Source organism: Delftia tsuruhatensis (assembly GCF_903815225.1).
GTDB lineage: Bacteria > Pseudomonadota > Gammaproteobacteria > Burkholderiales > Burkholderiaceae_C > Comamonas > Comamonas tsuruhatensis_A.
The window spans coordinates 2,863,418-2,882,645 of the sequence record NZ_LR813084.1; the positions used below are offsets into that span (position 1 = coordinate 2,863,418).

Consider the following 19,228-nt stretch of genomic DNA (forward strand, 5'->3'; position numbering starts at 1 on the left):
GGTCTGTCTCCTGGTGAAAGGCCGGCCTCAGAGCCGGGCCGCGAGTTCCGCCAACTGGTCCGCGCATTGGCCCCAGCCGCTGTGAAAGCCCATGGCTTCGTGCCGGGCACGATCGGCCGCGGACCAGTGGCGCACGCGCGCGGTGTAGCGCGTGCGGCCCTCTTCGGGGTCGAAGCTGACGATTCCCGTCATGAAGGGCTTGTCGGCCGGCACCCAGCCTTCGGTGAAGGCATCGGTGAAGACCAGGCGGCGGCCTGGTACCACTTCCAGATAGACGCCGCTGCCGGGCATCTCCTGGCCCTCGGGGCTGCGCATGACGATGAGGCTGTGGCCGCCGGGGCGCACATCGTTGTCCACGCGCGACACGGTCCACGGCCTTGGCGCAAACCATTGCTGGATGAGCGCCGGCTCGGTCCAGCAGCGGTACAGCCGGTCGGCGGAGATGTCGAACAGGCGCGTGAGCACCAGATCGTTGGCGTGTTCGGGGATGTCTCGTGTGGTCATGGTGGTGCTCATTGCATGGAGTGAAGGCCGACGCGGTTGCCCTCGGTATCCACCACGACCGCGCAGTAGCCGTGGGGACCGATGGAGAACTTGGGCTGTTCGATGCGCCCGCCCGCCGCCTCGACGCGGCCTTGCTCGACGGCGCAGTCCTCGCAGCCGAAATAGACCAGGGTGCCACCGCCGCCGTGAGGCACACCGTCCATCCGTACCAGCATTCCGCCCGCGCCGGGCCCTGTCATCTCCATGGGGAAGGACAGCATCTCGTAGCTGTCCGACCCGTCGGGCGAGGGCAGATGCTCAAGCGTGCCATCGAACACCGTTTCATAGAACCGGCGCGCACGCGCCATGTCCTGCACATGGATCTCGAACCAGACGACGGGATTGGACTTCATGGGGACTCCTCGTTGGATATGCGGTTGCAGGGCCCGTTCAGGCCTCGCCCCTGACGTTCACCATCCAGGGCGTGTTGAAACGGTCGGTCACCATGCCGAAACCCGGGGACCAGAACGTGGGCTGGAAGGGCATGGTCACCTTGCCACCCTCTGCCAGCGCGTTGAAGATGCGGCCGCCTTCGGCGGCGTCGTCCACGCCGATCGAAATCCACATGCCCTGGGCCTGCTGGTACCCGCCGCCACCGCAGTTGTCGGTGGCGTCCGAGGCCATCAGCGCCTGGTCCTTGATCTGCAGGTGGGCATGCATGATCAGGTTCCTGCCGGCCTCGGGCATCTGCTCGAAGCCAGGGGTCTCTGCGAAGGTGCTCTGGTGCACGATGGTGCCGCCGAACAGGCGCGCGTAGAAGGCGAAGGCCTCGGCGCAATTGCCATTGAAATTCAGGTAGGGGATGAACTGCATGGATCACTCCTGGGAACGGGGGGTGGGAGGGGAGGGGGCGGTCAGCGGCCCGCATGGGCGCGTTCGAGGGCCGCGATATCGAGCTTTTGCATGCCCAGCAGCGCCTGCATCACGCGCTGGGAGGCCGCCATGTCGGGGCCTCCCATCCAGCTGGCCATCTGCGCGGGAACGATTTGCCAGGACAGGCCATGGCGGTCCTTGAGCCAGCCGCACTGCCGGGCGGCGGGGTCGCCGCCGTCGCCCAGGTGCTGCCAGTAGTGGTCGATCTCATCCTGGGTGGCGCAGCTGACCATCAGCGAGATGGCTTCGTTGAAGCGGAACATCGGCCCGCCGTTGAGTGCGAGAAAGGGCTGGCCGTCGAGTTCGAACTGCACGGTCATCACGCTGCCGGCCGGCCTGCCATGGATGTCGTGGCCGGCTTCGCCATAGCGGGCGATGGCCCCGATGCGGGAGCGGGGAAAGATTTCCGTATAGAAGCGCGCCGCCGCCTCGCCCTGGTTGTCGAACCAGAGGCAGGGCTGGATGCGGCCGGTGTGCAAGGCCATGGCTGTCTCCTTTGTTCCAGTTTTTCCAACTGTGTGTACGCCGTCCACATATACTAGGCATGTAAATGGACGCTGTCCACATCAGGCGGTGTCAAGCTGTAAATGCGTTGGCCGGAAATCGGTCGGACCGAAGGAAGAAAACAGTGACGCGGCGACATGTCAGGCGTGAGACATACCATCACGGCGACCTGCACCAGGCCCTGGTCGAGGCCGGCCTTGCGCTGGCGCGTGAAGGAGGGCCACAGGCCATCGTGCTGCGCGAGGCCACGCGCAGGGCAGGGGTGGCGCCCAACGCGGCCTACCGCCACTTCGCCAACCGGCAGGCGCTGTTCGATGCCGTGCGCGCTGCCGCGCTGGGAGCGCTGGCATCGGCGATGGAGGCGGAGATGGCCGAGGCCAGGGCGCTGCCCGATCCTGTGCGGCGTTCACGGGCCCTGCTGGCCGCCGTGGGCCGTGGCTACCTGGGTTTTGCGCAGCGCGAGACCGGCTGGTTCCGTACGGCCTTCGCGTCCACGGAGTTCGACGTGGATCTACCCCCCGATGCGACGCGCGCGGCGTCCATGGGGTTCAATCCCTTCGAGTTGCTCAGTCATGCGCTGGACAGCATGGTCGAGTCGGGCGTGTTGCCGGTGCAGCGGCGCCCGGGCGCCGAATTCCTGGCCTGGTCGGCCGTGCACGGCATGGCCTTGCTGGCCATCGATGGTCCGCTGCGCCATGCGCCACCCCAGCAGCGCCAGGCGTTGGCGCTGCGCCTGCTCGACATGGTGGAAAAAGGCATCTGAGCCTGTGGCGCTGCGGCGCGGGAAGGCCGGGGCTGCCGCACAATGGCGCATTGTCTCGAATGCCCCGATGCCAGACCCCATCTCCCCTCCCTTGCCCGGCCCCGATGATGCACAGGTGCAGGCCGTGCGCCTGCGCATCGCGCAGGCCCGCCATGTGGCCGTGCTCACGGGCGCTGGCATCAGCGCCGAGTCCGGTGTGCCGACCTTCCGTGACGACCAGGGAAGCTACTGGGCGCAGTTCAATCCACAGGAGATGGCTAGCGAGGCAGGTTTCCGTGCCCAGCCGCAGCGCGTCTGGCAGTGGTACCGGCACCGGCGCGAGGCCGTGGCGCGTGTGCAGCCCAATGCAGGCCACATGGCGCTGTCCCGGTGGGCGATGGCGAACCCGGGGCGCATGACCCTGGTCACGCAGAACGTGGATGGCCTGCACCAGCGTGCCGGCAGTCCCGAGGTGCTTTGCCTGCATGGCGAGCTGATGCGCGACCGTTGGCTGGAGCGTCCGCGCCCCTGCTGCGACCTGGGGCAGGTGGCGCCCGGCGAGCCGCCGTCCTGCCCCGTGTGCGGCAACCAGGTGCGCCCAGCCGTGGTCTGGTTCGGTGAGATGCTGCCAACTGCCGTCTGGAAGGAGGCCGAGAGGGCCGCCGGGCAGTGCGATCTGATGCTGGTGGTCGGCACCTCGGGTGCCGTCTATCCGGCGGCCGGCCTGGCCCGGCTGGCGCGCCGCAGCGGCGCCCAGGTGCTGGTGGTCAACACCGCGCCATCGGAGCTGGACCCTGTGGCGCACCAGTGCCTGCGCGGCCCGGCCGCCACATGGCTGCCTTTGCTGCTGGCGCCGGACTGAGCCGGCTGGCGGCGCCATCCCGGTCGGCGCCCGCCTTCGCCATCGGGCAAGGCCGGAGGGCTCAGACCCAGCCCATGGCCCCCAGCAGCGCACCTGCGCCCAGCAGCCACAGCAGATGGATGCGCGTGCGCCAGACCAGCAGGGCGCAGGCCAGTGTCAGCAGCCACAGCCGCCAGTCCTGGGCGGGACGTCCGCTGGCGCTCCCTAGCAGCCAGCCCGTGGCCAGCAGCAGGCCGATCACCAGCGGCGTCATGCCCTGCTTGAAGGCACGCACGCCGCGTCGGTCCCGATTGCGCTGGCCCCAGCGCGAGGCCTGCCAGGCCAGCAGGGAACTGGGCAGCAGGATGCCGAACATGCACACGGCCACGCCCAGCGCACCAGAGGCCCAGGCCAGGGGGCCGGCTCCGCCGCCCGCGTTCAGCCCGAGGTTCCAGCCCAGCAGGGCAATGAACAGCACATTGGGTCCGGGCGCGGCCTGGGCAATGGCGATGGAGGAGCTGAACTGCGCCTCGCTGAGCCAGCCATGGCCATCCACCAGAAAGCGGTGCATGTCGGGCGCCGTGGCGATGGCTCCGCCCACGGCCATGAGCGACAGTGAGAGGAAGTACAGCAGCAGTTGCAGCCAGTCGGCCGGTTGCAGGTTCAGGACAATCTGGTGCGCCGCGTTCATGGCGAGAGCTTTCTCCAGGTCAGCACGCAGCCGGCGCCGCCCACCACCAGCAGTGTCCAGGCCAGCGGAACACGCAGCACGGCCATGGCGATGAATGAGGCCAGTGCCAAGGCCGCGCTGCACCAGCGTCCCAGCGGGTGGCGTGCCAGCGTGGACGTCAGCTTCAGCCCCATGCCGGCCACCAGGCCAGCCGCCACGGCGCCCATGCCCCGCAGTGCCCCGGCCACGGCAGGGTGGTCGGCCAGCTGGGAATAGATCATGGTCAGCGTCAGCACCAGCAGCATGGGAAAGCACAGCATGCCGCAGACGGCCACGACGGCGCCGCGCCAGCCGAAATAGCGCTCGCCGATGGTGATGGAGAGATTGACCACGTTGGGGCCGGGCATGATCTGGGCGACGGCCCAGTCCTCGACGAACTCCTCATTGGTCAGCCAGCGCTTTTTTTCCACCAGTTCGCGCTGCACCACGGCGAGCACGCCGCCGAAGCCCTGCAGGGCCAGCCAGGTGAAGGACCAGAACAGGTCGCGCAGGCTGGCCGGGGCCGGGCGCGGCGCAGGCGCATCGACAGGATCGTGGGGCTGGGCGGCCGGGTGCGGCGATGCGGGCATGGTCGGGCGTGTGTCAGGGCCGTCCGGGCAGGGCCCGGGGAGGGCATCGCTTGTTGTCATGGTCATGGGACCGTGGGGCTGGTCCTGTCTGCGTGCCCGCCGCTGGGGCGGCACGCATCGCATGTTAATCCCGTGCGGCGGCCTTGCCGGCAGCCGCCCCATCGGCAACGGCGATGGGGGCATGGCAAGCGCAGATGGCCTGTCGCCTGCATGCGCCCCGGTCTTCCCGCCGGCCTGCCGGAACAGGAGTAGATTCCTTTCACCCACACAACCCGAGGATCTCCGACATGGACATGGATTGGAGCAAGGCACTGCAGGAAAGCCTGGCCTGGCTGGCCGTTGCCTCAGTGATCACCGTCGTGGCTTTCGCGGCCGTGGCGTTGCTGGTGGTGCGGTTCACGCGCTGGGGGCGGCAGTTCTGGCAGCTGGCCGGCCCCTTCCTGCACCCGAGGCGCAGTTGGTGGCCGTTGCTCGTGTTCACCTTGCTGCTGGTGCTGGCCCTGGTCTCGGTGCGCATGAACGTGCTGTTTTCCTATTGGTACAACGGGTTCTACAGCGCGCTCCAGGAATTGGACCAGAAGGGTTTCTGGCGCTTCCTGGGCATTTTCGCGGTGCTCGCCACCATCCACGTGCTGCGCGAGCTGTTCAACTACTACGTGAACCAGTCGTTCCGCATCCGCTGGCGCGTCTGGCTCAACGAGCGCGTGACCACCGACTGGATGGATGGCGACGCCTACTACCGCAGCCACTTTCTGGACGACCCGGTGGACAACCCCGACCAGCGCATCGAGCTGGATGTGAACACCTTCGTCTCCAGCTCGCTCACCCTGGCGCTGGGCGCCGTCAGCGCCGTGGTCTCCCTGGTGGCATTCACGGGCATCCTCTGGGGGCTGTCGGCCCCCATCGCCGTGGCTGGCGTGGAAGTCCCTCGGGCCATGGTCTTCGCGGTCTACATCTATGTGATCATCGCCACGCTGATTGCCTTTCGCCTGGGCCGGCCGCTGATCCGGCTGAACTTCCTGAACGAGAGGCTGACCGCCAACTTCCGCTACGCCCTGGTGCGCGTGCGCGAGTATGCGGAGAACATCGCCTTCTACCAGGGCGCCGCCATCGAGCGCAACACGCTGCTGGCGCGCTTCTCGGCCCTGATCGCCAACGTCTGGGCCCTGGTCTACCGCAGCCTGAAGTTCGATGGCTTCAACCTGACCGTCAACCAGGTGGCCGTGGTCTTCCCGTTTTTGCTGCAGGCGCCGCGCTTTTTCAGCGGCGCCATCAAGCTCGGCGATGTGATGCAGACCTCGCAGGCCTTTGGCCAGGTACAGGATGCGCTGTCCTTTTTCCGTACCTCGTATGACAGCTTTGCCCAGTACCGCGCCGCCCTCGACCGCCTGTGCGGCTTTCTGGATGCCAATGCGCAAACCCGCGAGCTGCCCCGGGTGGCTCACCGCGAGCTGCCTGGCGCGCTGGACATCGAAGACCTGCAGGTCAGCCGCCCCGACGGCCACCACCTGCTCAGCGGCCTGCAACTCCGGCTCGTGCCGGGCCAGGCGCTGCTGATCAGGGGCCCTTCAGGCAGCGGCAAGACCACCTTGCTCCGATCCATCGCCGGGCTCTGGCCGCACGCCGAAGGCACGGTGGGCCGCCCGGGCGGCCACCAGGCCCTGTTCCTTTCGCAGCGCCCCTATCTGCCGCTGGGCGATCTGCGCACGGCCATCGCCTATCCGGGCGAGGCCTCGCCGCGGGACGATGCGCTCCTGGCACGGGTGCTGCGCCAGGTCAGCCTGGCGCACCTGGCCGACAGGCTCGATGTCCAGCAGGACTGGTCGCGCATCCTGTCCATCGGGGAGCAGCAGCGCCTGGCCTTTGCGCGCGTGCTCTTCAACCGGCCGGCCATCGTCTTCCTCGATGAGTCGACCTCGGCCATGGACGAGGGGCTCGAACATGCCGTCTACACGCTGCTGCGCGAGGAAATGCGCGAGACCATGCTGGTCAGCGTGGGCCACCGCAGCACGCTGGCGGGCTTTCACACCGACTGGCTGGAGGTCGATGGCAGGGGTGGGTGGACGCTGTCGCAGGGGCAGCCCCAGGCCTGAGCGGGCCGTGCGCGGCGCGTGCCGACCCGTATCAATCGTCCATGGCAAGCGGCTCGCAAGCACCCAGGTCGCCCGGCGACTGTCCATGCAACTGGCGTGCAGCATCCTGCAGGGCTGTGCGCAGGCCCTCCTCCAGCACGGGGTGGTAGAAGGGCATGCGCAGCAGCTCATGCACCGTCATCCGCTGCTGCACGGCCAGCGCCAGAAGGTGGGCCAGATGCTCGCCCGCCGGGGCACACATCTCGGCGCCCAGCAGCCTGGCGCTCGCGCTGTCCACGAACACGTGCAGAAGGCCTGCATTGCACTGCGCGGCCCGGGCGCGGCCCTGATGGGTGAAGTCCGCCCGGCCGACCACGAAGGCCTGTCCCAGCAAGGCCTTCATCGGCTGGCCCGCCACGGCGGCATTGGGAGCGCAAAAGACGATGGACAGGCTGGTGCGGCGCTCAAAGCATGCCGGTGTTTCAGCCATGGCATTGACACCGGCGATATGGCCTTCGTCAACGGCTTCGTGCAGCAGCGCGCGCTCGCCGTTGGCGTCACCTGCCAGGAACAGCGGCAGGTCGCCCACCTGCAGCGTCTGCGGGTCCAGGGGGGGCAGTCCATGCTCGTCCAGCGGCAGGCCCAGCGTCTCCAGGCCCAGGCCTTGCAACTGCGGGCGGCGGCCCATGGCGGCCACCACATGGTCCACCACGACACGGGTGTCGCCGGCGTGCACGACGATGCTGGCATCCGGTCCCTTGCTCAGTTCTGCCTCATGGTCGGTGATCACCGCCATCTCGCGTTCGAGCAGATGGCGCAGCGCGTCGGTGACGTTCGGGTCGGTCAGCCCTGCCATCCTGGGGCCATGTCCGAACGCCGTGACTTCCAGCCCCAGCCGTGCCAGGGCCTGCGCCATCTCCACCCCGATGGGGCCAAGGCCGACCACGGCCACGCGCGGGCCCAGCGTCTTGCGCTCGAACAGCGTGTCCGTGGTCAGGATGCGCTTGCCGAAGCGCTTCCAGTCCTCGGGCACCACGGGGCTGGACCCCGGCGCCAGGATGAGCTTGCGCGCTGCCAGCACCTTGCCATTGACCTCGATGCGGTTGGCCGCCAGCAGGCGAGCGCGGCCCTGCACCGCCCGCTCGGCAAGTCCCTCGGTGGACTTCAGCGTGCTGGCCACGAATTCATCACGCAGCTTGCGCACGCGCCGGAACACGGCAGGCAGGTCCGGCCGCAACTGGTCCGCGCCCCGAATGCCGAAGGCCTCCAGGTGCTGGCGTGCGTGGAATGCATTGGCTGCCTCGATCAACAGCTTGGAGGGCATGCAGCCCACCCGTGCGCAGGTCGAACCCCATGGCCCGTCATTGACGATGGCGAAATGCTCGGTGTGCTTGCGCACTTCGCGCAGCGCCGACAGTCCGGCGGAGCCGGCACCAACGATGATCACGTCCGATGCGGTGGTGGGCGGGTTCTTCATGCGGGCATCCTTTGATCGCGGCGCCCCGGCGGGCGCCGTTTGCATGCCGGCCAGTCTGCATGCGTGCGGCGGTGGCAGGCGTAGGCCAAGTGCCGAAAACGCGGGCTGCCAGGAAGCCGACGCGGTGGACATCGCAGCGGGTCGGCCCGATGGAATCAAGAGGCGGTGGAATGCCTTCTTGAAATTCCATGGCGCGGGCCATTCATGTCATCCTGGATTCTTGTGGTTTTTTGCTTTTGAGAATGCCTGCTCCATAGTCAAAGGGAATTTGAATGAGCAAAATGCCCTGCTAGAGTGGGTCTTCGAAATCATGCCTGAAAGAAGCTCCACCGCACCTCTTGGCAAACTTTTGGCATACGGCCTCGAGCTGGATGGGGTCGACCGCGTGCTGTCGGTCGTGCGGCGGCATCTGGGCATGGATGTGGCCTTTGTGGCACGGTTTCTCGGCGTGGATCGGGTGCTGGAGCATGTGGACGAGAACTCCCCCGGCACCGTGTTCAAGGGCCAGAAGATTCCGCTCAACGAGGGCTATTGCCAGAAAGTGGTCAATGGGCAATTGCCCGAATTCATTCCCGATACCTCCAAGGTCGCCGCTGCACTGCAGATCCCTGAAACGCATGCCATTCCCATTGGTTCGCATCTGAGCACTCCCATTCGCCTGGACGGCGATCGCCTGTATGGCACGCTGTGCTGTTTCAGCCATCAGCCCAACGACCGGCTGGGTTGGCCTGACATGCTGATGCTGCGTGCATTCTCTGAGTTGCTGGGCATGCATTTCGGAGCGGCTGCCGCAGCCCAGCAGACGTTCGACAGGGTGGCCGATGAAATCCGCAGCGCCATGGATGGCGGTATGCCGCGCCCCGTATTCCAGCCGGTCTACACGATTGCCACCGGCGAGCTGCATGGATTCGAATGCCTGTCTCGCTTCGATCTGGAGCCGTTGCGTCCGCCGGACCAATGGTTCAAGGCGGCCCATGAAGTCGGCATGGGCCTGGATCTGGAGCGCCACGCGATCGACATCGCGCTGGGTGCCCTGTTGCGCCTGCCCGCGCATTGGCATCTCTCGGTCAACTGCTCGCCCCAGCTCATCCTGTCGGGCCAGTTGCCTCGGCGGCTCGGGGTGGAGTACGACATCTCGCGCGTGACGCTGGAAATCACCGAGCACGCGGCGGTCGACGACTACGATGCCCTGGCCGAGGCCTTGGCGCCGCTGCGGCGCCGTGGCGCGACGCTGGCCGTCGACGATGCCGGCGCAGGCTATTCCAGCATGCGCCACATCCTGTGCCTGCAGCCCGACATGATCAAGCTGGACATGAGCATCACGCACAACGTCCATGCCGACCGCAGCCGCCGTGCACTGGCCAAGGGACTCACCAGTTTCGCGCATGAAATCGGCAGTGTGGTGGTGGCCGAAGGCGTGGAGACCTCCCAGGAATTCGAGGCCCTGGCCAGCCTGGGCGTGGATCTGGCGCAGGGCTATTTCCTTGCCAGGCCGATGCGGCTGGAACAGGTGCAGACGATGGCCCTTGCCAGGGCGTAGCGTGCCTGTGCCCATTTCCGCCGTGCACCTTTGAGTCCCGGGCCGGGTCTGTGCCGCTGGCCGGGTGAGGCAGGTCGTTGCCCGGTTGCGTCCTCAGCCGGGCAGGAGGCCGACGTCGTGCAACTCCAGCCATCCCACGCGGCCCTGGCCTGCATCGTTGAGCCGTGCCACGAAAACCGGCACCTGGTCCTGGGGCAGCCGCAGATCGAACCGGACCAGTGAGCCATGCTCGACCTGCAGCAGTTCGGCACCTGCGGCCTCGACCTCGCGGCGTACCAGGCCTTCCAGGGCATATGGCACGGCACAGCGCAGCGGCTGCATGCGTTGCAGGGGCATTTTCTCGGCCGTCAGCAAGGCCTGGGCCACGGCATCGGTGTAGGCGCGTACCAGGCCGCCCGCGCCCAGCTTGACGCCTCCGAAATAGCGCACCACGGTGGCCAGGACACCTTCGAGATCCTGGTGGCGCAGCACATCCAGCATGGGCCGGCCCGCCGTGCCGCCAGGCTCGCCATCATCGACGGCTGCCGATTGCCCGCCCGCCAGCAGCGCCCAGCAGACGTGGGCAGCCCCGGGATGCTGGCGCCTGAGTGCCTCGACCACGGCCTGGGCGCTGGCGCGATCGGCCATGGGCTGCACGCAGCCGATGAAACGGCTTTTCTTGATGAGGAGTTCGCTGTGCGCCGGGGCGCGTAGTGTCTGTGGCATGGAGGGCGGCAAGCTTACCCGATCCCCCTGCAGTGGGACGGATGCATTGCTTCATTACGCCTTTATTACAGATTGCTCCTTATTTGTGAGCATGCGTACCTTGTCGCATTTCAGCTGCAAGGTAGTACATACATGTTTGTCCTACAGAAATAGCGAGCAATTCGCAGTAAGCTTTCTGTCAAGGAGGCGCCATCATGAACACCCCACCTTCCCACGATCCCGTTCTCGCCGAACACACCTTCGGCCGCGATCATTTCACTCCGCCGCCCATGGCCCTGGAGCACGCAGGCCAGGCCCACGAGGGCGCAGCCAGCGCCATCCCGGCAGACCTGGACCAGCGCATTCGCAACGTGGGCGAATGGTAGGTCGGCCGGGCGCAGGCCCGGCCTTGCGCAGCCACGGTGCTGCCGTCCAGAGGCTGGCCTCTTCGGTCCGGCATTGCCACACATCTATCATTCGTCTTCCAACCACAGGCCGGCGGCGCAAGCGCCGGCTTTTTTCATGTTCGCGTCGCGGGTCCATCCCGCCAGGCTTGCCGTATCCGCCATGAACACTGATGCAGAGGAGCCAGGCCGGCGTGGCCAATGGCTGCTGACGCCTGCCACCGCAGGCGAGTCCAGCCTGCCGGTGGCGTTGGCCGACATGGTGGCGTTGCTGGAGCAGTTGGGGCGCAGCAGCGGCAGCGACGAGGTGGCCGAGCAGCTGTTGCGCCTGCTGGGTCGGCATGTGCCGCTGGCGCAGTGCACCATTTTTTCGTTCCAGGGGCGTGCGCGTCCACGCATCGTGGGCCTGGGCGATCGCGCACGGACTGGGGCGCTGCCCATGATCTCGCAGGACTACAGCGAGCGCTTCTATCCGCTGGATGGTGCCCGGCGCATCATGCAGGCCGAACTGGCACGTCAGCAGCGACAGCCCCATGCCGCTGCGCGTGTCTGGCTGCATCGCCAGCGGCCTTCGGACGTCAGCCATCCCGAGTATCGCCATGTCTGCTACGTCCTGCCTCGCCTGGTGGAACGGCTGTCTCTTCTGGCGTTGCAGCCCGGGGGGCGCTGGCTGGCGGTGAACCTGTATCGGGGCGAAGAGCATGGCTGCTTCGATGCGTTATCCATTGCGCGCATCGAGACCTTTGCACCCCTGGTCATGCAGGCCATGCGCCTGCACTATGCCGGCCAGGCACTGCAGGACGATCTGGCGGGGCTGGTACTTGCGCGCCTGGCGCGGCGCTTTCCCGGGCTCACCCAGCGCGACCTCGATGTGGTGCGCTGCGTGGTCGAGGGGCTGGATGCAGGCCGCACCGCGCAGCGGCTGGGCATCACGCTGGCCAGCGCGCGGACCTACCTCAAGCGAGTCTGCGCCAAGCTGGGCGTGCAGGGCCGGCGGGAACTGTTCGCCCTGCTGATGGAGCCCCAGTCTCTGGACTGAGTGGGGCGCTCGCCGGGGTTGTCGCCATATGGGGACATCCGTGGCATGCCTGCCGCCTACACTGCGGCCGGACAAAGACGGAGACATCCATGCACCAGCCCCATGCCCAGCCCAGGCATTCCATCTACTACCGCTACCAGGTGCACCAGCCCTGGCTTGCATCGCAGCACCCGGGGGCGCAGCGCCATTCCGTGGTCATCGTGGGCGGCGGCCCTGTAGGCCTGACCACGGCGCTGGAGCTGGCGCGCCACGGCCAGCGCTGCGTACTGCTCGAGTCCGAGCAGCAGGTGTCCGAAGGCAGCCGCGCCATTGTGTTCACGCGCCGTTCCATGGAGATACTCCAGCAGGTGGGGGTGGCCGGTCGCGTGAGCGAAAGCGGCCTGCCCTGGCGCTTCGGCAACTCCATCTACCGGGGCCAGCGCGTATTCCGCATGGAGGCACCGCACGACGAGGACGATCGCTTCTCTCCCATGATCAATCTCCAGCAGCAGTATCTGGAGGAGTTCCTGGTCGATGCCGCACTTGCCCATCCGCTGATCGAGATGCGCTGGGGCAACCGTGTGCAGCAGGTGCGGCAGGTCGGCGGCGGCGCGGATGCGCGGGTCCGGCTGGATGTGGACACGCCCGAAGGCATGTACGTGCTGGAGGCCGACTGGCTGGTCGCGGCCGACGGCGCGCGATCGGGCATACGCACGGCCATGGGCCTGGTCATGGAGGGCGCCTCCTATGAGGGCCGTTTCGTGATTGCCGACATCCGCATCGACCTGCCGCTGCCCACGGAGCGCCTGGCCTTCTTCGACCCGGTCTGGAATCCGGGCAACACCATTCTCATGCACCGGGAGCCCCACGGCATCTGGCGCGTGGACTACCAGTTGCCTCGCGCGGAGGATCCGCAGCAGGCGCTGCAGCCGCAGTCGCTCAAGCAGCGCATCGATGCCCAACTGGAGATGATCGGCTTCGGTGGCACGCCCTGGGAGCTGGACTGGAGTTCGGTCTATTCGGCACGCGCGCTGACCCTGGCCGACTATGTGCATGGCCGGGTGGTCTTCACGGGCGATGCGGCGCACCTGCTGCCCATCTTCGGTGTGCGCGGAGCCAATACCGGATTGCAGGATGCGCAGGCGCTGGCGTGGCGGCTGGCCCTGGTGGCGCGCGGCGTGGCCGCGCCGACATTGCTGGACAGCTACAGCAGCGAGCGCGTGGGCGCAGCCAGGGAGATCATCGAGGAGGCGGGCAAGAGCACGCGCTTCATGGCGCCGCCCTCGCGGGGCTTTCGCCTCGTTCGCGATGCGGTGCTGTCGCTGTCCCTGACCCAGCCCTTCGTGAGGCCGCTGTACCACTGGCGCACCTCGCGTCCGCATGCGTATGCGGATTCGCCGCTCAATTGCCTGTCCGACGACAGCCCGCTGTTCGCCGGCGGGCCCGGCCATGGCGCACCGCCGCAGAACGTGCGCCTGGGGAGCGACGACTATCTTCTGGACTACCTGGGCGGTGGCTTCGACCTCCTGTATTTCACGGACGGATCGCCCGTGGCGCCATCCCTGAGTGAAGTCGCCCGGGCCGTGCGCGAACGTGGCGTGGCGCTGCGCATCATCGCCATTTCCAGCCAGACCCATTGCAGTCATGTGCAGGGCGCAGACCTGACCCTGGCCGATCCCCAGGGCCGCAGCCGCACGCGCTATGGCGTGCCTTCCGATCACCCCCATGGGGCCGCCTGCCTGTTGCGCCCGGACCAGCATGTCTGCGCACGCTGGCTGGCGCTGGAGGCGCAGCAGTTGCAATCGGCCATCGATATGGCTACCGGCCAGCAAGGAGCACAGGCATGAACCCGTCCCATTCTTCCCCCCGGTCCCTGGACATCGCCGGCCTGGAGGCCGTGTACGACCAGCTGGCGACGGCCATGGATGCCGTGGGGCCTGAGAAATCCGAGCTGTTCCTGGTCAAGCTGGCGCTGCTGGCCGCCGATCGGCTGGGCAGCGACTTGGTGTTCGCCGAGCTGGTGCGGGTGGCGCGGCAGGACCTGCAAGGCACCTGACGCGCAGCCGGCAGGGGTTCTTGGTCAAGACCCTGTGCCAGCAGGGTTGAGTGCCGAAACGTACACTGGCCGGTTCCTCCCGCACAGGCTCCCAGAAGCCGAACCGCCCATCATGAACGCCCCCGTCGACGTTTCCTTCTTCCATCGCGCCGCCAAGCCGCTGACCAGCTACCGTCCGTACTGGGCCAAGCGCTTCGGCACGGCGCCGTTCCTGCCGATGAGCCGGGCCGAGATGGACCAGCTCGGCTGGGACAGCTGCGACGTGATCCTGGTGACGGGCGACGCCTATGTGGATCACCCCAGCTTCGGCATGTCGGTGATCGGCCGGGTGCTGGAGGCGCAGGGCTTTCGAGTGGGCATCATCGCCCAGCCCGACTGGCAAAGCGCCGATGCCTTCAAGGCCCTGGGCCGTCCCAACCTGTTCTGGGGCGTGACGGCGGGCAACATGGATTCGATGATCAACCGCTACACGGCCGATCGCAAGATCCGCTCCGACGACGCCTACACGCCAGGCGATGTCGGCGGCAAGCGCCCGGACCGCGCGGCCATCGTCTACAGCCAGCGCTGCCGCGAGGCCTACAAGGATGTGCCCATCGTGCTGGGTGGCATCGAGGGCAGCCTGCGCCGGATCGCCCACTACGATTACTGGAGCGACAAGGTGCGCCGCTCCATCGTGGTGGACAGCAAGTGCGACATCCTGCTGTACGGCAACGCCGAACGCGCCCTGGTCGAGGTGGCCCACCGCCTGGCCGCGCGCGAGCCAGTGGAAGAGATCACCGACGTGCGCGGCACGGCCTTCTTCCGCCGCGCCTCGGAAGACGGCTGGTTCGAGCTGGACTCCACCGTCGTGGACGAGCCCGGCATCGTCGAGCCCCACATCAATCCCTACATGACCACCAGCGAGCAGGCCGAGGCCCAGGGCCAGACCTGCTCCAAGGAAGACGGCGAGGCCGTCGCAAAGCCTGGCGGTGCCTCGGTCGCCGCCGTGCAGCCTGTTGCGGCCCAGACCATCCAGTTCGTGCCCAACCCCGCGCTGCGCGGCAAGGGCCGGCAGCCCCCGCGCGACAGGACCGTACTGCGCCTGCCCAGCTATGAACAGGTCAAGGCCGACCCCATCCTCTACGCCCACGCCAACCGCGTGCTGCATCTGGAGACCAATCCCGGCAATGCGCGCGCCCTGGTCCAGGCCCATGGCGAAGGCGTGACCGCACGCGATGTCTGGCTCAACCCGCCCCCGATCCCGCTGACCACGGCCGAGATGGACTGGGTTTTCGGTCTGCCCTATGCGCGCAGCCCGCACCCCAGCTACGCGGACGACAAGGGCAGCCACGAAGGCGAGACCAAGATCCCGGCCTGGGAGATGATCCGCACTTCGGTCAACATCATGCGCGGCTGCTTCGGTGGCTGCACCTTCTGCTCCATCACCGAGCACGAGGGCCGCATCATCCAGAGCCGCTCCGAGGATTCCATCATCCAGGAGGTCGAGGAGATCCGCGACAAGGTCAAGGGCTTCACCGGCACCATCTCCGACCTGGGCGGCCCCACGGCCAACATGTACCGCCTGGGCTGCAAGAGTCCCGAGATCGAGGCCGCCTGCCGCAAGCCCAGCTGCGTCTTCCCGGGCATCTGCCAGAACCTGCACACCGACCATGGTCCCTTGATCAAGATCTACCGCCGCGCGCGCAACCTGCCCGGCATCAAGAAGATCCTGATCGGCTCGGGCCTGCGCTACGACCTGGCCGTGAAGTCGCCCGAGTATGTCAAGGAGCTGGTCCAGCACCATGTGGGCGGCTACCTGAAGATCGCGCCCGAGCACACCGAATCCGGGCCGCTGTCCAAGATGATGAAGCCCGGTATCGGCAGCTACGACCGCTTCAGGCAGATGTTCGAGCAGTTCAGCGAGGAAGCCGGCAAGAAGCAGTACCTGATCCCGTACTTCATCGCGGCCCACCCGGGCACCAGCGACGAGGACATGATGAACCTGGCCATCTGGCTCAAGAAGAACGGCTTCCGTGCCGACCAGGTGCAGACCTTCTATCCCAGCCCCATGGCCACGGCCACGGCCATGTACCACTCGGGCCGCAACACGCTCACCAAGGTGCGCCGCCAGATGCGTGATGCGGGCGAGGAGTCGGTGGACATCGTGCGTGGCGAAAAGCGCCGCCGCCTGCACAAGGCGTTCCTGCGCTACCACGATCCCAACAACTGGCCGCTGCTGCGCGATGCGCTCAAGGCCATGGGCCGCGCCGACCTGATCGGCAACGGCAAGCAGCACCTGATCCCGACCTACCAGCCGCTGGTCGACGGTGGCTACCAGAGTGCACGGCGCAAGAACAGCACGCAGGGCACGGGCACGGCCGGCCGCGCCGTGGTCTCCCAGCAGGGCAAGGCCTACGCGCTCAACAAGGCGGCAGGCAAGGGGGCCAGACCCGGCAAGGTGCAGGAGGAGTCGCTGGAGCCCAGGGAGGACGTGCGCTTTCGCTCCAGCCAGCCCAAGCCGGGCCGCATGCTGACCCAGCACACGGGGCTGCCCCCGCGTGCCGGCGTGGGAGGCCAGGCCGGTGGCGGCCGCAAGGCGGCACCCGGCGGGCGCAAGCCACGCTGAAGCGCGGCGGCGCCGCCCTCAGTTGACCGGGGCCAGCGTGCCCTGCCATTGGCGGGTCACGGCCTGGGCTCCGCCCTCGAAGTACTGGGTATCCAGGGGCACGGGCCGTGCCAGCGCGTAGCCCTGGGCATAGTCCACGCCCATGGCCTGCAGGGCCTGGGCGATCTCGCGGGTTTCCACATATTCGGCCACGGTCCGCTTGCCGAGGATGTGACCTATGCGGTTGATCATCTCGACCATGGCATGGTTGCTGGGGTCCTTGAGCATGTCGAGCACGAAGCCGCCATCGATCTTCAGATAGTCCACGGGCAACTGCTTGAGGTAGGTCAGCGAGGACATGCCCACGCCGAAGTCGTCCAGCGCGAAGCGGCAGCCCAGCGTGCGCAGGGCCTGGATCAGCCGTGTGGCGCTGGACAGGCTGGCGATGGCGCTGGTCTCGGTGATCTCGAAGCACAGCAGTTGCGGAGCAATGCCGTGCGTGCTCAACTGGGTCTGCACGAAGTCCAGCAGTCCATCGTCATCCAGGCTGGGACCCGACAGATTGATGGCACAGGTCTCTATGTGGCGCAGTGCCGCGGGGTGGGCGGCCAGTGTGGCGAGCGTCTTGGCGACCACCCAGCGGTCCACGGAGGGCATGATGCCGTAGCGTTCGGCGGCGGGAATGAAGCTGGCCGGCGAGATGATCTGCCCCTGCTCGTCGCGCAGTCGCAGCAGCACCTCGAAATGCAGGCCGCGGTGGCCGTCGGGCTGCAGTGGTGCAATGCTTTGCGCATACAGGCAAAAGCGCTCCTGGTCCAGTGCCGCGCGTATGCGCGTGACCCATTCCATCTCGCTGACATGGCGCGTGTACTCGCCGTCATCGCTGCGGTAGACATAGATGCGGTTGCGGCCGCGCTCCTTGGCTCGGTAGCAGGCCATGTCGGCCATGCGCAGCAGATCCTGGGCGGACTGGACCTCGCCCCCGATGTGGACCAGGCCGATGCTCAGGCCGGTGCGCAGCACCTGCTTGCCCCAGTGCACATGCAGGGCCTCCGCAGCCTGGCGCAGCTTCTCCGCGATGCGCAGCGCGGGCTCGGGCGGGCAGTTTTCCAGCAGGATGCCGAACTCGTCACCGCCCAGCCGCGCCAGAGTATCGGTCTCGCGCAGGTTGTGCAGCAGCAGGCGGCTGACTTCGCAGAGCATCTCGTCACCCGCCGGATGGCCGCAGGTCTCGTTGATGAGCTTGAACTGGTCCAGATCCATGTAGAGCAGGGCGGCGGGGCGCAGCCGGTGCTGGCCCTGATTGAGCAGGCGCTGCAGACGCCGTTCGAACTCCACGCGGTTTTCCAGCCCGGTGAGGCCATCGTGGCTGGCATGCCAGGACAACTGGTCCAGGTACTGCTGCTCGCGCGAGACATCCCTGAGCACGATCACCGCGCCGGCGGGGCGTTCCCCGCCGCCACTGATCGCCGAGCCCATGAGCTTGACGGGCACGATGCTGCGGTCATGGCGCCGCAGCCAGCGCGTGTGCTCCTCGCGCAATTGCTGGCCCGACAGGAGATGGGTGAGCAGACTTTCCGCCGTCTGCGTGGTGTCGATGCTGTTGAAATGCAGGCCCTTGGCCAGGTGCTGGCCTCTGAGCTGCTGCTCGCTGCAGCCGAGCAGGCCCAGGGCGGCGGGGTTGGCGTAGTCCACCACGCCCTGTGCGTCCGTCGTGATCACCGCGTCACCCAGAGAGGCCAGCGTGGTCTGCGCACGTTCCTTTTCGGTCAGCAGATCGTTTTGTACCTGCTGGCGCTGCAGCAGCATGTGGCGGGTATGCCAAGCCGCCACCAGGATCAATGCAAGCCCCAGTGCCAGATGTATGCCTTGCAGCCACATCACCATCTGCCGTGAGCTGCGGCCCAGTGAAGCGCTGAACTGCTGCGTGGCCGGCGTGACGCCTGCATTGATCTGCTCGATCTCGCGCTTCCAGGTGGCGGCGTCTTCGGCGCTGACACTGCCTACGGCATGGCGCTGGGCGATCTCCCTGGCCAGTCTGTCGAGCTGCTGGAGGTACTGGTCACCCTGTGCCCAATAGCGGTAGGGCTCCTGCAGCAGTTCCACATGGCGGAAGGTCTGCATCAACCAGATCAGCGCATCGGCATCATCGGGATGGTTACCGCCCTGCAGGATGCCTGCCCGGGCATCCTTGACGCGTGCTGGCACGTCGTCCAGGGCCACGCGCGCCTGCCAGTCGCCCGCGGGGATGCTCATGGCTTGCTCGAAGCGCGCGAGATCGCGCGCCGAGCCACTGTCCACATAACGGGTCAGCGCATAGATGGCATCCTTTTGCGCCTTGGACCACAGGCTTTCGCCGGCCACGAACGCGCGCACCGCCGAGACCAGGTACAGGCTGCCGCTGGCCGTGACCACCAGCACCACGACCACCAGCACCAGCGGCCAGATGCGCTGCACCAGCTGCATGGCAGGTACGCGGGCTGGGGGCTGGCTTTGCATGGGCGGGGAAAGGGGCTTGCCTGCCGCGTCTCAGGCGATGGCGCACTTGCGGGCTGGCGCGGACCGGGACGGTGGCTGGCCCGTCGCAGGGG

At 67.3% G+C, this 19,228-nt stretch carries 18 protein-coding genes; 9 read left to right on the plus strand and 9 right to left on the minus strand.

The genetic code is table 11. From position 1 onward, the window contains the following. Positions 1 to 27: 27 nt before the first annotated feature. From L1Z78_RS13000 to L1Z78_RS13015, 4 genes are read right to left on the minus strand one after another with little or no spacing between them, the layout of a single operon-like run. Complete coding sequence (locus L1Z78_RS13000) at positions 28 to 504, minus strand: SRPBCC family protein (RefSeq protein WP_234641898.1); 477 nt, start codon at positions 502 to 504, stop codon at positions 28 to 30. Positions 505 to 512: 8 nt separating this feature from the next. Further along, the gene (locus L1Z78_RS13005; RefSeq protein ID WP_234641899.1) at positions 513 to 896 is read right to left on the minus strand and encodes a VOC family protein; all 384 of its coding nucleotides are present in this window, start codon (positions 894 to 896) and stop codon (positions 513 to 515) included. A 37-nt stretch (positions 897 to 933) separates the two neighbouring features. Continuing rightward, entirely contained in the window at positions 934 to 1,356 is a 423-nt protein-coding gene (locus L1Z78_RS13010) for a VOC family protein (RefSeq protein ID WP_234641900.1), read from the minus strand. Positions 1,357 to 1,397: 41 nt separating this feature from the next. Beyond that, on the minus strand, positions 1,398 to 1,901 hold the full coding sequence (locus L1Z78_RS13015) for a VOC family protein (protein WP_234641901.1): 504 nt from the start codon (positions 1,899 to 1,901) through the stop codon (positions 1,398 to 1,400). Positions 1,902 to 2,044: 143 nt separating this feature from the next. Between L1Z78_RS13015 and L1Z78_RS13020 the strand changes: the two genes are divergently transcribed. After that, positions 2,045 to 2,683 (plus strand): TetR/AcrR family transcriptional regulator, encoded by a 639-nt coding sequence (locus L1Z78_RS13020; RefSeq protein ID WP_234641902.1) that lies wholly within the window; start codon positions 2,045 to 2,047, stop codon positions 2,681 to 2,683. A gap of 67 nt (positions 2,684 to 2,750) precedes the next feature. Further along, positions 2,751 to 3,524: an SIR2 family NAD-dependent protein deacylase gene (locus L1Z78_RS13025; protein WP_234641903.1), complete on the plus strand. Its 774-nt coding sequence runs from the start codon at positions 2,751 to 2,753 to the stop codon at positions 3,522 to 3,524. 61 nt (positions 3,525 to 3,585) lie between these two features. On the opposite strand, the gene L1Z78_RS13030 is transcribed toward L1Z78_RS13025, so the two are convergent. Both L1Z78_RS13030 and L1Z78_RS13035 read right to left on the minus strand, forming a co-directional pair. Beyond that, positions 3,586 to 4,194: a chromate transporter gene (locus L1Z78_RS13030; RefSeq protein WP_234641904.1), complete on the minus strand. Its 609-nt coding sequence runs from the start codon at positions 4,192 to 4,194 to the stop codon at positions 3,586 to 3,588. Further along, positions 4,191 to 4,802, minus strand: a complete 612-nt coding sequence (locus tag L1Z78_RS13035; RefSeq protein ID WP_234641905.1) for a chromate transporter — start codon at positions 4,800 to 4,802, stop codon at positions 4,191 to 4,193. The genes L1Z78_RS13030 and L1Z78_RS13035 overlap by 4 nt, the downstream gene beginning before the upstream one ends. Positions 4,803 to 5,089: 287 nt before the next feature. Here L1Z78_RS13035 and L1Z78_RS13040 point away from each other — a divergent pair, with 287 nt between their 5' ends. After that, the gene (locus tag L1Z78_RS13040) at positions 5,090 to 6,895 is read left to right on the plus strand and encodes an ABC transporter ATP-binding protein/permease (RefSeq protein WP_234641906.1); all 1,806 of its coding nucleotides are present in this window, start codon (positions 5,090 to 5,092) and stop codon (positions 6,893 to 6,895) included. A gap of 31 nt (positions 6,896 to 6,926) precedes the next feature. On the opposite strand, the gene L1Z78_RS13045 is transcribed toward L1Z78_RS13040, so the two are convergent. Beyond that, the gene (locus L1Z78_RS13045) at positions 6,927 to 8,351 is read right to left on the minus strand and encodes a dihydrolipoyl dehydrogenase (RefSeq protein ID WP_234641907.1); all 1,425 of its coding nucleotides are present in this window, start codon (positions 8,349 to 8,351) and stop codon (positions 6,927 to 6,929) included. On the opposite strand from L1Z78_RS13045, the gene L1Z78_RS13050 reads away from it, so the two are divergent. Next, on the plus strand, positions 8,314 to 9,891 hold the full coding sequence (locus L1Z78_RS13050; RefSeq protein WP_234641908.1) for an EAL domain-containing protein: 1,578 nt from the start codon (positions 8,314 to 8,316) through the stop codon (positions 9,889 to 9,891). The genes L1Z78_RS13045 and L1Z78_RS13050 overlap by 38 nt on opposite strands. Positions 9,892 to 9,984: 93 nt before the next feature. On the opposite strand, the gene L1Z78_RS13055 is transcribed toward L1Z78_RS13050, so the two are convergent. Continuing rightward, complete coding sequence (locus tag L1Z78_RS13055) at positions 9,985 to 10,596, minus strand: IMPACT family protein (protein ID WP_234641909.1); 612 nt, start codon at positions 10,594 to 10,596, stop codon at positions 9,985 to 9,987. 194 nt (positions 10,597 to 10,790) lie between these two features. Between L1Z78_RS13055 and L1Z78_RS13060 the strand changes: the two genes are divergently transcribed. From L1Z78_RS13060 to L1Z78_RS13080, 5 genes are all read left to right on the plus strand, one after another. After that, positions 10,791 to 10,961, plus strand: coding sequence for a hypothetical protein (locus L1Z78_RS13060; RefSeq protein ID WP_234641910.1), 171 nt, complete (start codon positions 10,791 to 10,793; stop codon positions 10,959 to 10,961). A gap of 181 nt (positions 10,962 to 11,142) precedes the next feature. After that, positions 11,143 to 12,018 carry a helix-turn-helix transcriptional regulator gene (locus L1Z78_RS13065; protein ID WP_234641911.1) on the plus strand — a complete coding sequence of 292 codons (876 nt, stop codon included), beginning with the start codon at positions 11,143 to 11,145 and terminating at the stop codon, positions 12,016 to 12,018. 89 nt (positions 12,019 to 12,107) lie between these two features. Then, positions 12,108 to 13,844: an FAD-dependent oxidoreductase gene (locus L1Z78_RS13070; RefSeq protein ID WP_234641912.1), complete on the plus strand. Its 1,737-nt coding sequence runs from the start codon at positions 12,108 to 12,110 to the stop codon at positions 13,842 to 13,844. Continuing rightward, the gene (locus L1Z78_RS13075) at positions 13,841 to 14,053 is read left to right on the plus strand and encodes a DUF2783 domain-containing protein (RefSeq protein WP_234641913.1); all 213 of its coding nucleotides are present in this window, start codon (positions 13,841 to 13,843) and stop codon (positions 14,051 to 14,053) included. The genes L1Z78_RS13070 and L1Z78_RS13075 overlap by 4 nt, the downstream gene beginning before the upstream one ends. Before the next feature lie 112 nt (positions 14,054 to 14,165). Further along, the gene (locus L1Z78_RS13080) at positions 14,166 to 16,658 is read left to right on the plus strand and encodes a YgiQ family radical SAM protein (RefSeq protein WP_234641914.1); all 2,493 of its coding nucleotides are present in this window, start codon (positions 14,166 to 14,168) and stop codon (positions 16,656 to 16,658) included. A gap of 18 nt (positions 16,659 to 16,676) precedes the next feature. Here the strand turns inward: L1Z78_RS13080 and L1Z78_RS13085 are convergent, their stop codons facing one another. After that, positions 16,677 to 19,136 carry an EAL domain-containing protein gene (locus L1Z78_RS13085; protein ID WP_234641915.1) on the minus strand — a complete coding sequence of 820 codons (2,460 nt, stop codon included), beginning with the start codon at positions 19,134 to 19,136 and terminating at the stop codon, positions 16,677 to 16,679. Positions 19,137 to 19,228: the final 92 nt, after the last annotated feature.

Bases quoted from the DNA above. Each gene is read 5' to 3' on its own strand.
- L1Z78_RS13030 (WP_234641904.1), bottom strand. From the start codon at position 4,194: ATGAACGCGGCGCACCAGATTGTCCTGAACCTGCAACCGGCCGACTGG.
- L1Z78_RS13055 (WP_234641909.1), bottom strand. From the start codon at position 10,596: ATGCCACAGACACTACGCGCCCCGGCGCACAGCGAACTCCTCATCAAG.
- L1Z78_RS13070 (WP_234641912.1), top strand. From the start codon at position 12,108: ATGCACCAGCCCCATGCCCAGCCCAGGCATTCCATCTACTACCGCTAC.
- L1Z78_RS13075 (WP_234641913.1), top strand. From the start codon at position 13,841: ATGAACCCGTCCCATTCTTCCCCCCGGTCCCTGGACATCGCCGGCCTG.
- L1Z78_RS13025 (WP_234641903.1), top strand. From the start codon at position 2,751: ATGCCAGACCCCATCTCCCCTCCCTTGCCCGGCCCCGATGATGCACAG.
- L1Z78_RS13010 (WP_234641900.1), bottom strand. From the start codon at position 1,356: ATGCAGTTCATCCCCTACCTGAATTTCAATGGCAATTGCGCCGAGGCC.
- L1Z78_RS13000 (WP_234641898.1), bottom strand. From the start codon at position 504: ATGACCACACGAGACATCCCCGAACACGCCAACGATCTGGTGCTCACG.
- L1Z78_RS13045 (WP_234641907.1), bottom strand. From the start codon at position 8,351: ATGAAGAACCCGCCCACCACCGCATCGGACGTGATCATCGTTGGTGCC.
- L1Z78_RS13050 (WP_234641908.1), top strand. From the start codon at position 8,314: ATGATCACGTCCGATGCGGTGGTGGGCGGGTTCTTCATGCGGGCATCC.
- L1Z78_RS13060 (WP_234641910.1), top strand. From the start codon at position 10,791: ATGAACACCCCACCTTCCCACGATCCCGTTCTCGCCGAACACACCTTC.
- L1Z78_RS13005 (WP_234641899.1), bottom strand. From the start codon at position 896: ATGAAGTCCAATCCCGTCGTCTGGTTCGAGATCCATGTGCAGGACATG.
- L1Z78_RS13040 (WP_234641906.1), top strand. From the start codon at position 5,090: ATGGACATGGATTGGAGCAAGGCACTGCAGGAAAGCCTGGCCTGGCTG.
- L1Z78_RS13080 (WP_234641914.1), top strand. From the start codon at position 14,166: ATGAACGCCCCCGTCGACGTTTCCTTCTTCCATCGCGCCGCCAAGCCG.
- L1Z78_RS13035 (WP_234641905.1), bottom strand. From the start codon at position 4,802: ATGCCCGCATCGCCGCACCCGGCCGCCCAGCCCCACGATCCTGTCGAT.
- L1Z78_RS13015 (WP_234641901.1), bottom strand. From the start codon at position 1,901: ATGGCCTTGCACACCGGCCGCATCCAGCCCTGCCTCTGGTTCGACAAC.
- L1Z78_RS13065 (WP_234641911.1), top strand. From the start codon at position 11,143: ATGAACACTGATGCAGAGGAGCCAGGCCGGCGTGGCCAATGGCTGCTG.
- L1Z78_RS13085 (WP_234641915.1), bottom strand. From the start codon at position 19,136: ATGCAAAGCCAGCCCCCAGCCCGCGTACCTGCCATGCAGCTGGTGCAG.